The organism is Sutterella parvirubra YIT 11816, assembly GCF_000250875.1.
In the GTDB taxonomy this organism is placed as follows: Bacteria; Pseudomonadota; Gammaproteobacteria; order Burkholderiales; family Burkholderiaceae_F; genus Sutterella; species Sutterella parvirubra.
Genome location: NZ_JH605002.1, coordinates 1 through 13,469, shown reverse-complemented (window position 1 = coordinate 13,469; position 13,469 = coordinate 1). Strand labels below are relative to the sequence as shown.

Annotated in this window: 11 protein-coding genes and 1 pseudogene; 4 read left to right on the top strand and 8 right to left on the bottom strand. The window is 64.9% G+C overall.

Annotated features, from left to right (window positions below; genetic code table 11):
* The 7 genes and pseudogenes from HMPREF9440_RS12115 to HMPREF9440_RS07810 form a co-directional block, all read right to left on the bottom strand.
* Positions 1–162 (bottom strand): annotated as a pseudogene (locus HMPREF9440_RS12115) (23S rRNA (pseudouridine(1915)-N(3))-methyltransferase RlmH); the annotation flags it as partial.
* The gene (gene rsfS, locus HMPREF9440_RS07835) at positions 162–560 is read right to left on the bottom strand and encodes a ribosome silencing factor (RefSeq protein WP_008543107.1); all 399 of its coding nucleotides are present in this window, start codon (positions 558–560) and stop codon (positions 162–164) included. The gene rsfS and the pseudogene HMPREF9440_RS12115, both read right to left, overlap by 1 nt.
* Before the next feature lie 67 nt (positions 561–627).
* Positions 628–1,293 (bottom strand): nicotinate (nicotinamide) nucleotide adenylyltransferase, encoded by a 666-nt coding sequence (nadD, locus tag HMPREF9440_RS07830; RefSeq protein WP_008543106.1) that lies wholly within the window; start codon positions 1,291–1,293, stop codon positions 628–630.
* A gap of 13 nt (positions 1,294–1,306) precedes the next feature.
* Entirely contained in the window at positions 1,307–1,984 is a 678-nt protein-coding gene (locus tag HMPREF9440_RS07825; RefSeq protein WP_008543105.1) for a hypothetical protein, read from the bottom strand.
* 203 nt (positions 1,985–2,187) lie between these two features.
* The gene (purD, locus tag HMPREF9440_RS07820; RefSeq protein ID WP_008543104.1) at positions 2,188–3,471 is read right to left on the bottom strand and encodes a phosphoribosylamine--glycine ligase; all 1,284 of its coding nucleotides are present in this window, start codon (positions 3,469–3,471) and stop codon (positions 2,188–2,190) included.
* A gap of 120 nt (positions 3,472–3,591) precedes the next feature.
* Positions 3,592–4,335: a YebC/PmpR family DNA-binding transcriptional regulator gene (locus tag HMPREF9440_RS07815; protein ID WP_008543103.1), complete on the bottom strand. Its 744-nt coding sequence runs from the start codon at positions 4,333–4,335 to the stop codon at positions 3,592–3,594.
* A 200-nt stretch (positions 4,336–4,535) separates the two neighbouring features.
* Entirely contained in the window at positions 4,536–5,816 is a 1,281-nt protein-coding gene (locus HMPREF9440_RS07810) for an amidohydrolase (protein ID WP_008543102.1), read from the bottom strand.
* A 341-nt stretch (positions 5,817–6,157) separates the two neighbouring features.
* Here HMPREF9440_RS07810 and HMPREF9440_RS07805 point away from each other — a divergent pair, with 341 nt between their 5' ends.
* Positions 6,158–7,435, top strand: a complete 1,278-nt coding sequence (locus HMPREF9440_RS07805; RefSeq protein WP_008543101.1) for a hydantoinase/carbamoylase family amidase — start codon at positions 6,158–6,160, stop codon at positions 7,433–7,435.
* A 23-nt stretch (positions 7,436–7,458) separates the two neighbouring features.
* Positions 7,459–8,151 carry a LuxR C-terminal-related transcriptional regulator gene (locus tag HMPREF9440_RS07800; protein ID WP_008543099.1) on the top strand — a complete coding sequence of 231 codons (693 nt, stop codon included), beginning with the start codon at positions 7,459–7,461 and terminating at the stop codon, positions 8,149–8,151.
* Between the two features lie 587 nt (positions 8,152–8,738).
* Here the strand turns inward: HMPREF9440_RS07800 and HMPREF9440_RS07795 are convergent.
* Positions 8,739–10,091, bottom strand: a complete 1,353-nt coding sequence (locus HMPREF9440_RS07795) for an anaerobic C4-dicarboxylate transporter (RefSeq protein WP_008543096.1) — start codon at positions 10,089–10,091, stop codon at positions 8,739–8,741.
* Between the two features lie 393 nt (positions 10,092–10,484).
* Here HMPREF9440_RS07795 and HMPREF9440_RS07790 point away from each other — a divergent pair, with 393 nt between their 5' ends.
* Positions 10,485–12,023: a fumarate hydratase gene (locus HMPREF9440_RS07790; RefSeq protein ID WP_008543095.1), complete on the top strand. Its 1,539-nt coding sequence runs from the start codon at positions 10,485–10,487 to the stop codon at positions 12,021–12,023.
* A 311-nt stretch (positions 12,024–12,334) separates the two neighbouring features.
* Entirely contained in the window at positions 12,335–13,453 is a 1,119-nt protein-coding gene (locus HMPREF9440_RS07785; RefSeq protein WP_008543094.1) for an efflux RND transporter periplasmic adaptor subunit, read from the top strand.
* Positions 13,454–13,469 lie beyond the last annotated feature (16 nt).

The window sequence follows — 13,469 nt, the reverse complement described above, 5'->3', positions numbered from 1 at the left end:
GGCCGCCATCAGCTTCGCGGGCGTCTGACCCGCGCGCGGCTCCGTGCGGATTTCCTTCAACTCCACCTGGAAGCCGCGGGGAAAGCGCGCGAGGTAGCCTTTGGTCGCCTGATCGGCCCAGTCGGCGATGTGCTGACCGACCGCGATGATGCGGATCCGCATCAGTGATGCTCGCGGTGGGGCATCAGGTGCGTTTCTTCGCCCGGCTCATGCGCCTGCACGGCCTGCATGAAGACTTCGCGGCCGCCCCAGATCTCTTCGAGGTTGTAGTACTCGCGCACGGCCGGCTGCAGGCAGTGGCAGACGACCGCGCCGCAGTCGACGAGAACCCATTCGCCCGTGTCCTGGCCTTCCATGCCGATCACGTCGCCCCCGGCCTGCTTGACGCTGCTCGAAACCGAGAAGGCGAGCGCGCGGGTCTGGCGGTTCGAGGTACCCGAGGCGATGACGACGCGTTCGAACTGGTCGGTGAGCTTTTCGGTGTTGAAGACCTTGATGTCCTTGGCCTTCACGTCTTCGAGGGCCTCGACGACGAGGCGGGTGAGTTCTTCGGTATTCATGACAATGTCCCTGGGGCGGCACCCACGGAGCGCCGCCCGGTTTGATGAGCTTTTTTGTGTGTTCGGTTCAGGCGCGGTGCGCGCCGTAGAGGCCGTGCCTCAGAATGTGTTCGGCCGTATCGGGCGAGATCCACCCCTCGATGCGGCGCATCGCCTCGGCGAAGGGGAGCTCGCGCACGAGCTTGCGGATCACCTCGCTTCTCGCGTCGGTGGGCGGCATCTCGAAGCGGCAGACGCCGCCTGCGGGCGTTTCGGTGAGCTTCTCCGGCGCGGTTTCACGCCCGCGGAAGGCTTCCAGCACGGCCCCGTCGGCTTCGCCCGTGGCGCCGTTTCGCGCCACGTGCGCGATGTGCGCGAGCGCCGGAATCTCCTCCCAGTCCTTCCAGGTATGGAAGTTCGCCCACTGATCGTCGCCGATGATGAGCACGAGCGGCATCGCGGGGCCGACGGCTTCGCGCATCGCGCGCAGCGTATCGACCGTGTAGGTGGGTCCGGTGCGCTCCAGCTCGCAGGTGTTCACGGTGAAGCGGGGTTCATATTCTACCCCAAGACGAAGCATGGCCAACCTGTGGATCCCCGGCGTCACCTCGGCCTTCTGCCAGGGGTCTCCGGCCGGGACGAAGTCGATCCGGGCGAGCCCGAAGGCGGAGAGCGCCGCGTGCGCCGCACGCAGATGCCCCGCATGGATGGGGTCGAACGTCCCGCCCAAAATTCCGATGCCGCGAACCGTCATGGCGAAATCCTCCTTACGGATTCTTCACGAGCGAGATGAAGGCGCGCTCGGCGCGCCCCTCGTCGTCGAACCGCACGGCAAGCCAGTTGAGCTCCAGCTCCTGGAGGTTGCGTGCGTTTCGCAGGAACCGCTGCGAGAACCAGTAGTGCCAGCCGTCTTCGGCGACGTGCGAAGGCGCGCCGACGAACTCCCACACGTCCTTCTTCGTCATCCCGAGCCCGATCTTCCCCAAGCGGATGGGGAGGTGCTCGGGAGCGAGCCTGCGGCAGACCCTCGGGGCTTCTCCGCCCGGCACGCCCTCATCGGGTTCGTCTCCCCAGAAGAGCTGCACTTCGCTCACGCGCACCGTGTCGCTGGCGATGAGCCACGCGAGCACGGGGCGCCCGTCCTCGGTCCCCGAGAGGCACATGATGTCGCGCGCGAAGACGCCGCGGCCTTCGCGAAGCCGCGTGCCGTTCGTGAGCACCGCCGCCTCCTCCAAGGTCGTCACGTCGAGGCGCACGACGGGTTTGCCGAGCCTCACGAAGTCCGCCGGGGGCTCTTCCAACGTCGCGGGCGCTTCGAGAAGGCTCCCCGGATAGGCCATCGGCAGAGGCGGCTCCGCGAGGAGCTCGCCCGCATAGCCGAGCCCGAGCGCGGCGGCGAGGCCGGCGACCGATCGTTGAAGGCTAAGTAGACCCGAAAGACCCATAAGCGGCGGTTCCGAAAGAATTGCTGTTCGTAGGAGAACCTTAGCAAAGAACGGCGCGTCCGACGAGGGGGGCTTCTCAAAATCGCGCCTGCGGGCAACAAGCGGCAACGTTTTCGGCGTCCGGCGCGCACGAAAAAGCCCCGCGGGGCTTCCATCCCTGCGGGGCCTTGGGTGCCGGTCGGCCGGACGCCTCAGAGACGTCCTCAGCGGTTCACCGCGCGGTAGCCGATGTCGCGGCGCATCTGCATGCCGTCGAACGCGACTTCATCCGCGGCGGCGTAGGCCGCCTTCTGGGCCTTGGCGACGGATTCGCCCAAGCCCACGACGCAGAGCACGCGCCCGCCCGAGACGACGGGGCGCCCTTCGGCGTCGAGCTTCGTCCCCGCGTGGAAGACCTTCTGCTCGGGCGTGTCCTTCGGGAGCGAGGTGATGACGGCGCCCTTTTCGGGCTTCGCCGGATAGCCGCGGGCGGCGCAGACGACGCCCAAGGCCGTGCGGCGGTCCCATTCGGCCTCGATCTGGTCGAGTTCGCCCGCGATCGCCTTCTCGACGATCACCGAGAAGTCGCTCTTCAGACGCACCATGATCGGCTGCGTTTCCGGGTCGCCCATGCGGCAGTTGAATTCGAGCGTGCGCACGACGGGGGAGCCGTCGGCGGCCTTCGAAATCATGAGGCCCGCGTAGAGGAAGCCCGTGTAGCGGATGCCGTCCGCCGCCATCCCCGCGACGGTCGGGCGGATGATTTCGCGCATGACCTTGCCGTGGATTTCGGGCGTGACGACGGGCGCAGGCGAGTAGGCGCCCATGCCGCCGGTGTTGGGACCCTGGTCGGCGTCCAAAAGACGCTTGTGGTCCTGCGAGGTCGCCATCGGGAGGATGTGCTCGCCGTCGACCATGACGATGAAGGAGGCTTCTTCGCCGTCGAGGAAGTCTTCGATGACGACGCGCGCGCCCGCGTTACCGAACTCGTGCCCGGCCAGCATCATGTCGATCGCGGCGTGGGCTTCGTCTTCGGTCATCGCGACGACGACGCCCTTCCCGGCGGCGAGGCCGTCCGCCTTGATGACGATCGGCGCGCCCTTCTTCGCGACGTAGGCGTGGGCGGCTTCGGCGTCGGTGAAGCTCTCGTAGTCGGCGGTCGGGATGCCGTGGCGCTTCATGAAGGCCTTGGCGAAGTCCTTCGAGCTCTCGAGCTGCGCGGCGGCCTGCGTCGGCCCGAAGATCGCGAGACCGGCTTCGCGGAAGCGGTCGACGATGCCCGCGGCGAGCGGCGCCTCGGGGCCGACCAGCGTGAAGGCGACGTCGTGCTCGCGCACGAACGTGATCAGCTCGCCGATGTCGGTGAGCGGAACGTTTTCAAGACCGGGTTCGAGGGCCGTGCCGGCGTTGCCCGGGGCGACGTAGACCTTGCGGACGCGGTCGCTCTGAAGAAGACGCCAGGCGAGTGCGTGTTCGCGGCCGCCGCTGCCAACCACAAGAAGATTCATGGGAAACCTTTGGGGGTAATCGGGACGGGGACGCAGGCCCCTTCGACCCGTAGATGAGAAGAACGGGAGCCGGTGGGCTCCCGTCGATGCCGGACCGTCTTCGGTCCAATCAGACTTCGGTCATTCCTCGTCTTCGTCGTCGAAGACCGCCGAAGTGTAGACCTGCTGAACGTCGTCGAGGTCTTCGAGCGCGTCGATGAGCTTGCGCATCTTCACCGCGTCGGCGCCTTCCAACTTCGTTTCGTTCAGAGGCTTGTAGGTGATTTCGGAGAGGGCGGGCGTCATACCGGCGGCTTCGAAGGCCTTCGAGACGGCGTCGAACTGTTCGGGTTCGCACGTCACTTCGATCGAGCCGTCTTCCGGATCCGTCACGACGTCGTCGGCGCCGGCTTCGAGCGCCACTTCCATCACGGCGTCTTCCGTCGCGGTGCCCGGGGCGAAGAAGAATTCGCCGGCGTGCTTGAACATGAAGGAAACGCTGCCTTCGGTGCCGAGGTTGCCGCCGTGCTTCGAGAGCGCGTGGCGGACGTCGGCGACGGTGCGCACGCGGTTGTCCGTCGTGCAGTCGATGATGATGGCGGCGCCGCCGAGGCCGTAGCCTTCGTAGCGGATTTCCTCGTAGGAGACGCCTTCCAACTGGCCGGTGCCCTTCAGAATCGCGTTTTGGATCGTGTCCTTCGGGACGTTGCCGCCGCGGGCCTTCACGAGCGCGAGGCGCAGACGGGAATTCGTATCCGGATCGCCCCCGCCCATGCGCGCGGCGACGATGATTTCACGAACCAGCTTCGTCCAGAGATTCGAGCGCTTGGCGTCCTGACGGCCCTTGCGATGCTGGATGTTGGCCCACTTGGAATGACCGGCCATGATGCTTCCTTCGAGTGTGTGAGATACGGGCGGCGGAACGTGCGCCGCGGACTGATGGGGCGGACACGCTTCCACGCGGAGGGCCGACCCCGGAAAAGGACTGCGTATTCTAAACGATCGCGCCGGCTCCGTTGCGGAGCCGGCACGCGGAAAACCTTTCGCGCGAAGGCTTCGGAGAGCCTCCGCGCAGGGTCGGTCGGTTACTTCGCGAGAAGCGCCGTCACGGCGTTCGCCCAGACCTCAAGGCCCGTGTCGAGCGCCTTTTCGTCGACGTCGAACTTCGCCGTGTGGTGGCCCGACGGACGGTCGGCACCCAGGACGAAGAACGCGGCCTTGCCGCCCTTGGCCTGCACGCGGCGGGCGATGATCGTCGCATCTTCGGAGCCGCCGAAGTTCATCGGGTCGTCGCGGACCGTGACGCCCTTGACGGCGCCGGCGGCCTTGCGGAGCACTTCGACCATTTCTTCGTCGTTGATGAGGTCGACGGCTTCGCCCATCTTCTCGATCTTGTATTCGCAGCCCTGGGCGATCGCGCAGCCCTTGATGATGTCGACGGCGCGCTCGTACATGTAGGTGTTGATTTCGGCCGTTTCGCCGCGCACTTCCATCTTCATGACGGCCTTGCTCGGGATGACGTTGCGGCCTTCGCCGGCGGTGAGCTGGCCGACGTTGATGCGGCTCATGCCGCTGCCGTGACGCGGGATGCCGAGGAGCTGCACGAAGGCATTGCAGGCCGCGGCCATCGCGTTCTTGCCGGCATTGGGTTCGACGCCGGCGTGGGCGGGCGCACCCTGGTAGGTGACGTCCAGCTTCGTCGTGCAGAGGAAGCCGTAGGGCTTGATCGAGACTTCGCCCGACTTGCACATCATCGCGATGTGGGCGGCGAGGAAGAAGTCCGCATCGTCGGCGATGCCGGAGGCGGCCATGCCGGCCGCGCCGCGCACGCCTTCTTCGGCGGGCTGGAAGAGGAACTTGATGCGGCCCTTCATCTCGTCCTTGTGGTCGGCGAACCAGTGCGCGAGCGCGAGGCCCGTCGACATGTGGGCGTCGTGGCCGCAGGCGTGCATGAAGCCCGGGCGTTCGCTCACGAAGCCTTCCTTCGCGGGCTTGTGGTCGGGTTCATGCGATTCCTGAACGGGGATGCAGTCGATGTCGAAGCGGACGGCGAGCGTGGGGCCGGGGCGGCCGGTGTCCATGACGGCGCAGCAGCCCGTGAAGCCTTCCATTTCGTCGAGCATCGCCTGGGAGACGCCGTTCTCAAGGGCGTACTGCTGCGCGGCCTCGACGAGCTTCGGATTGCGGCCGAGGCAGCTTTCCGGATCGATCACCTTCGTGCCCGTGAGCACTTCGTAGCCGTAGCCGCGGAGGGTTTCGATGAGATAGGCGGTCGTGCGGAATTCGCACCAGCCTTCTTCAGGCATCGTGTGCAGATGACGGCGGACGTTGATCAGTTGGTCGTGATAGGCGCAGATATCGGACATGGCGCTTGACTCCTCAATATTTGGGTCCTTTGTCGGACGGGAACGGTCAGGATCCCGCCCCGGGATCTTCAGATTATTGGCATTGCCGAACTACTCCGCACTCGGAATTACCCTGAGAAGGGGACTTATGCCGGGATCCTCCGGCGCAAAGGCCTCCCATTCCTTTATCTACGGTCAAAGTCCGGTTTTTCAGGGTAGCCCGGTCAGCCAAATGTTCTATAGCATAGGGGGTATTACTGTTACCGGAGGATTACCCCACAGGGGATATTTCTCCGGCGTCCGCGGCCGGGTTGACCAACCCGCCGCGTTTTCACGCACCCCGACCCTTGGAGAACACCGAAATGACGTCCTGCCGTGAAGAAAGCCTTGCCTACGTCGGAAAACTCTTCGACGACGTTCGTGCCATGTCTCAGGACGGTCCGGGCGTCACGCGGCAGGGCTTCGGCCCGGTGGAAACGGCGGTGTTGGAGCGCCTCACGGAAGAAGGCGTCCGCCTGGGTCTTGAAATCCGCAAGGACGACGCGGGCGGCGTCTGGATGACGCTCCCCGGCCGCAACCGCGCGCTTCCCGCCTTCGTCGCGGGGAGCCACGCCGACAGCGTCCCGCAGGGCGGGAACTTCGATGGGCTTGCCGGCATCGTCGCCGCGATTGAAACCGCCCGCCGCATCAAGCACGACGGCATCGAGTTGGAGCGCGACTTCACGGTCCTGATGATGCGCTGCGAAGAGAGCTCGTTCTTCGGGAAGGCCTACGCGGGCTCGCTCGGGATGATGGGGCGCTTGAAGGAAAGCGACCTGGAACTGAAGCACCGCACCGCGGGGACGACCCTGGGCGACGCGATCCGCAGCTGCGGCCTTCGCCCCGAACGCCTGACGACGGGCACCCCCGTCATCGACCCGAAGCGCATCGCCGCCTTCGTGGAACTTCACATCGAACAGGGCCCGACCCTCGACAGCGACCCGAAGGTGCGCACCGGCATCGTCACGGGCATCCGCGGCAACATCCGCCACAAGGCCGTGAAGGTCGTGGGCGAAACGGCCCACTCCGGCGCCGTCGACAAGTGCTACCGCCACGACGCGCTCCTCGCGGCCTGCCGCCTGATGAGCCGCATGGACGACCTCTGGGACGAACGCCTCGCCGCGGGCGACGACCTCGTCTTCACCTCGGGCGTCTTCCGCACGGGCGAGAACGCCGCCATCTCGGTGATTCCGGGCGAAGTGACCTTCACGATCGACATCCGGAGCCTTGACGACGCGACGCTGGAGCGCTTCCACAACATGCTTCTTGAAGAAGCCCGCAAGATCGGCGAGGCGCGCGGCGTCGAATTCATCTTCGACAAGCCGCTTCTCACCGCGCCCGCCCGCGTGAACGGTCCCCTTTCCGACAAACTCGCCGAAGCCGCCGAACGAGCCGGTCTCCCCGTCCGACGCCTGGCGTCGGGCGCCGGTCACGACGCCGCCATGCTCGGCAACTGCGGCATCCCGACCGCCATGATCTTCGTGGCGAACCAGAACGGCTCGCACAATCCGCACGAAGCGATGAAGTTGGAAGACTTCGTCGCCGGCGTGGACGTGCTTGAAGCCGCCGTCAAGGATTTCGACCGCAATCGACACGCCTGACCTTCAAAACAAGAAGAACAACCATGATTGAACGAAAGAAGCCGAACGTCTTCATTCTTGACGACGTTCCTTTGTTCCGAAAGGCGATCAACGACGTGCTGGCCGCCTCCGACGAATTCACCGTGTTGGGGGCCACCGGCGACGAGCAGGTGGGACTTTCGCTCGCGACCCTTCAGCCTGACATCGCCCTCGTCAACCTGGAATCGACCGCCTTCGACCCGATCGGCGTGCTCGATGAAATCAAGCGCCGCTCGCCCGCCTGCCGCATCGTCATGCTGATGAATTCGGCGCAGAGCGCGACGACGCTCCTGAAAGCCATCCAGCACGAGGCGAACGGCTACCTGCTGCGCTCGATCGAGATCGACGAATTCCTCGCCCAGATGCGGAACGTCGCCGCGGGCGGCATGGCCGCCTCGGAGAAGATCACTTCGGCGCTCGCGGACCAACTCCGTTCCACGAGCACGTCGGGCGTCATGGACCAGAACGTCACGCAGCTTCTCACGCGCCGCGAATACCAGATCCTGCGATGCCTTGCGTCGGGCCTCGTCAACACCGAGATCGCCGAGGCGCTCCGCATCTCGGAAGGCACCGTCAAGGTCCACGTCAAGCACCTCCTCAAGAAGCTCCGAGTGCGCTCGCGCCTTGAAGCGGCCATCTGGGGCGCGGAGCGCGGCCACCGCCTCTCGCCCAAGGAAATGCGCGACGGCATGCAGTGAGTCTTCCGGGCTCTTTCGTCTTCCACCGGTTCGGCTTCGGCCGAGCCGGTTTTTTATTGGCCGCGCCTTCGAGCCCAAACGGGTTTGACAGTTCAGGACCCTTCATCGCCTTCGGTTTCCTTCAGCCGCAAGCCTTCCGGAGGACGAACCCTTTTTCTGAAATGTAGCGCCCGCAGACATAGTGACCGCGTCGGCGGGTCCGACCGAGTTTGACAGCTCAAGGCCCTTCGGCGCCATCGATTCCCTTCAGCCGCAAGCCTTCCGGAGGACGAACCCTTTTTCTGAAATGTAGCGCCCGCAGACATGGTGACCGGGTCGGCGCGCCCGACCGGATTTGACAGTTCAGGACCCGTCGGCACCTCCGGTTCCCTTCAACCGCAGGCTTTCCGGAGGACGAAGGCTTTTTCCGGAATGTAGCGCCCGCAGACATGGTGACCGCACCTCCACCGCCATGCCCGCGGGGAGGACGACCGACCTGCACGGCTAAGTAAAAAAGCCCCGCGCAGGGCTGCGCGGGGCTTTCTCTTGGTCCGGTTGGTGCGCCCGAGGAGGCGCACCTCTCCTTTTGTCCTCTAAAGCTTTTATTTTTAGATGTACCCGTAGGCCAGACCGAGGAAGTAACCCACGATCGAGGCGGTGATGACGCCGATGAGGCCCGGGAGAATGAAGGAGTGGTTGATCACGAAGCGGCCGATGTGGGTCGTGCCGGAACGGTCAAACTGCAGAGCGGCCAGGTCGGACGGGTAGGTCGGCAGGATGTAGTAGCCGTAGCAAGCCGAGCTGAACGCAACCACGAGGCCCGGAGGCGTGCCGATGGCGAGCGCCACAGGAACGATCGTCGCAACGGCGGCGGCCTGAGAGTTCACGAGCTTCGAGACGAGGAGCAGCACGATGGCGTAGGTCCACGGCGCTTCACGCACCCACTCGGTCAGAACAGCCTTCAGGTTGTTCAAGTGAGCGGCGAACATCGTGTCGGCCATCCAAGCCACACCGTAGACCGCCACGATGGCGACCATACCAGCGTTGAAGACGGCGGTCTTGGCAACGGCGGAGGCGCGGGTCTTGCAGAATATGATCATCAGGGCGCCGGCGCTGAGCATGAACATCTGGATGGCGAGCGTCATGGAGAGCTTCTTGCCGCCGACGGCCGGACGCAGATCCGGGAACATGCCGAGCGCAGCGACGACCGCAACGGTCGCGAGGAAGATCCAAAGGGAGGCCCACTGTTCGGGACGGAACTTGACGCCGATGAGCGTGGTCGTTTCACCGTAGACGTACTTCTTCTGTTCCGGATCCGAGATCAGCTTCTGGAACTCTTCATCCTTGTCGAGGTCCTTGCCGCGGAAGACCGAGTAGGTCGCTTCCGCGAAGAGGCCGACGATGGCGGACGGGATCACGATCGCGAAGAGCTGCGTGAAGCCGAAGGCGTGGCCGCCGACTTCATAGCCGTCCAGGAGGGCGATCATCGACACGGCGGCCACGGCGGCCGGCGAGCAGATCACGCCCATCTGAGCAGCAATCGTCGAAGCGGCCATCGGGCGTTCCGGACGGATGCCGTTCTTGATGGCGACGTCGTAAATAATCGGGAGCATCGTGTACACCACGTGGCCCGTACCGCAGAGAACGGTCAGGAACCAGCAGAGGTACGGAGCCAGGTAGCAGACCGCACGGGGATGGCGGCGAAGCGCCTTTTCAGCGATCTGAAGGAGGCAGTCCAACCCGCCCGCAGCCTGCAGGGTCGCAGACGCGCAGACGACGGCCAGAATCGTCAGGATGACGTCGACCGGGGGCTTGCCCGGGGCAACCCCGAAGCCAAAGATCAGCACGATGAGGCCGATACCGCCGATGAGGCCCAGGCCCATACCGCCCTTGCGGGCACCGTAGAACAGTGCCGCCAAAACGACGATCAGCTGAATCCAAAAGTCAAATCCGAGAGTCATGTCTTTTCTCGCATGTGGATAGAGGACGCCCGAATTGTCCTCCCGTACCACCCTAAACGGGGTAGTTATTCCGCGGGAGTTTGATCGAGTACAAATTTTTACGGATGGCAACCCTTGATTTAAGATATACACCCTAAGGGTTATCTTGATCTCCCTTAGGGGTATTCCGCAGGTACCGTTATTTCACGGCGAAAACTATCGTTTCGATGGGCTCGACAAGAGGCTTGTTTTCCGCGGCCACGGGCGTAGAATGATTGACCGACGGCATGTCGGACGACGCTGCGGATCGATCGGCCCCACTCTTCCGGTCTACCACTTACGGACAGTTCGCGCCGCCTGATTGCTTCCTTCGCAGTAGCTCTGCGGAGGACGACCCATAGGAGAAAAACACCCATGACCACGGTGATCAAGCAGAACGACCTCATCGAGAGCGTCGCCGCTGCCTTCCAGTACATCAGCTACTACCATCCCGCCGACTTCCTCCGTCACATGGCCGCGGCCTATGCCCGCGAGGAAAGCCCCGCCGCGAAGGATGCGATCGGCCAGATTCTCGAAAACTCCCGCCTCTGCCAGATCGGCCACCGTCCGATCTGCCAGGACACCGGTCTTGCCGTCGTCTTCGTGAAGGTCGGCATGGACGTCCGTTGGGAAGGCTTCACGGGCTCGGTTGAGGACGCCATCAACGAAGGCGTGCGCCGTGCCTACACCTGCCCCGAAAACGTCCTGCGCTTCTCCGCGGTGAACCCGCCGGAATTCGCCCGCAAGAACACGAAGGACAACACCCCCGCCATCATCCATTGGCAGGTCGTCCCGGGCGACAAGGTCGAGATCACGGTCGCCGCGAAGGGCGGCGGCTCGGAAAACAAGTCCAAGCTCGCCATGCTCGTCCCGTCGGACAGCATCGTCGACTGGGTGCTCGAACAGATTCCGCACATGGGCGCCGGCTGGTGCCCGCCCGGGATCCTCGGCATCGGCATCGGCGGTACCGCTGAAAAGGCCGCGCTTCTCGCGAAGGAATCGCTCAACGAACCCCTCGACATGCTCGACCTTCTCGCCCGCGGTCCGCAGACCGACGAAGAGAAGCTCCGCGTGGAGATCTACAACCGCGTCAACGCGCTCGGCATCGGCGCGCAGGGCCTGGGCGGCCTCACGACCGTCCTCGACGTCAAGGTCAAGATGTACGCGACCCACGCCGCTTCGAAGCCCGTTTGCATGATCCCGAACTGCGCCGCCACGCGCCATGCGCACTTCGTGCTCGACGGTTCCGGCCCGGTCTACCTCGACCCGCCGAAGCTCGAAGACTTCCCCGAATTCGACTGGAAGCCCGACGTCGAAAAGAGCAAGCGCGTCAATCTCGACACCCTCACGAAGGAAGAAATCCTCTCGTGGAAGCCGGGCGACACGCTCCTGCTTTCGGGCAAGCTCCTCACGGGCCGCGACGCCGCGCACAAGCGCATCAACGAAATGGTCGCCAAGGGCGAACCGCTCCCCGTCGACTTCCACAACCGCGCCATCTACTACGTCGGCCCGGTTGACCCGGTCGCGAGCAAGGGCGAAGTGGTCGGCCCCGCCGGCCCGACGACCTCGACCCGCATGGACAAGTTCGTCGACATGATGCTCTCCGAACCCGTCGGCCTCGGCCTGATGGTCGGCAAGGGCGACCGCGGCCCCGTCGCCCGCGAAGCGATCAAGAAGCACCAGTCCGCCTACCTGATCGCCGTCGGCGGCGCCGCCTACCTCGTCGCCAAGTCGATCAAGCAGAGCCGCGTGCTCGCCTTCGGCGACCTCGGCATGGAAGCCATCTACGAGTTCGAAGTGGAAGACATGCCCGTCACGGTGGCGGTCGACCACACCGGCGACTCGATCCACATCAACGCCCCGAAGTTCTGGGCTGCGAAGATCGCGGAAAAGAAGGGCTGCTGCGGCTGCTGATTTTCTGACGGACCTCACGGTCCGGCATGATCGATGAGAGGACCCGCTCCGGCAACGGAGCGGGTTTCTTTTCGCCCGTCCTTCGCCCTTCCGGTCCTCGGGTTTCCCGGTGTGCCGCATAAACCTGAGCGGAGGTCCTGATGCTTACAATACGTAACACCCCTTTGCGGGGCGTACGGGAAGCAGTACTTTCGGGCATTGTTTGTCGGCGCCCTCTTCGCCATACTTTGAAGCGTTTGTATCAATGGGAAGTGCGCCCGTCCCCCTCCCGCCATGAGGGCGCCGCTTCCCCAAAAGAAGAAAAGCACATCATGGACCGACGCAAGCTGATCGCCCTCGCGGGCGCCGCCAGTGCCCTCCTCGCCCTGACGGGCTGCCAAAAGGAGGCGCGCGCCCCCACCCCCGCGAAGCCTCTCCCCGTCACCACCCACGTCGCGCACGCCACGAACGAGCCGCACTGGATCGAGATTCTCGGACAGGCCGAAGGCGGCCGCGAAGTCGAAGTCCGCGCCCAGGTGAGCGGCCTTCTTCAGTCGATCGAATACCAGGAGGGCGACCTCGTCGAAGCGGGCGACGTGCTCTTTCGCATCGATCCGCAGAGCTTCCGCGCAAAGTATGAAGCCGCCCGCGCGCAGCGCGAGGAAGCGGCCTCGAACCTGGAGCAGGCCGAGCGTGAGCTGAAGCGCAACGACGCGCTATTGAAGTCCGGCGCCGTCGCCCAGAAGACCTACGACGATGCGCTCTCGCTCAGAAACCAGATGCGCCATGCGCTCGCCACCGCGAAGGCGAACGAGCACGACGCGAAGATCAACCTCGACTGGACCGAAGTCCGCGCCCCGGCGACGGGCTACGCGGAACGCGCGCAGGTCAACCCCGGCGCCCTCATCACGAGCGCGACGACGCTTCTCACCACCGTCACCCAGCACGACGACGTGCGGGTCACTTTCGCGCCGTCCGACCGCGACCTCGCGGGCGCGACCGTCACGACCGCGAACCCCGTGCGGCTCTTCAGGAAGGACGGCACCGAACTCCAGGCGAAGCTCGACTACGTCGCGCAGTCGATCACCGCTGATCTAGGGTCCCGCACGATGCGCGCCCGCGTCCAGGAAGGCGCGGCGCTCCTTCCCGGCGAATTCGTCAAGGTGCGTCTGCAAACCTTCGTCGAGGAAGGCGTCTTCCGCGTCCCGCAGAAGGCCGTGCTCCAGCGCCCGGACGGCACCTACGCGCTCTACCTCGTGCGCGACGGCAAGGCCCGCGCGCAGACCGTGACGGTCGGGCTTTGGGAAGGGGCCGACTGGATCATCCGCTCGGGGCTCCGTGAGGGCGACGTCGTCATCACGAACCAACTCGTGCGTCTTCGCGACGGCGCGGCGGTGACGACGGAGGACGAAGCCGCCAATGCTGACGCCTCCCAGGCGGACGCCGGCTGAGGAGCGCGTACGTCAT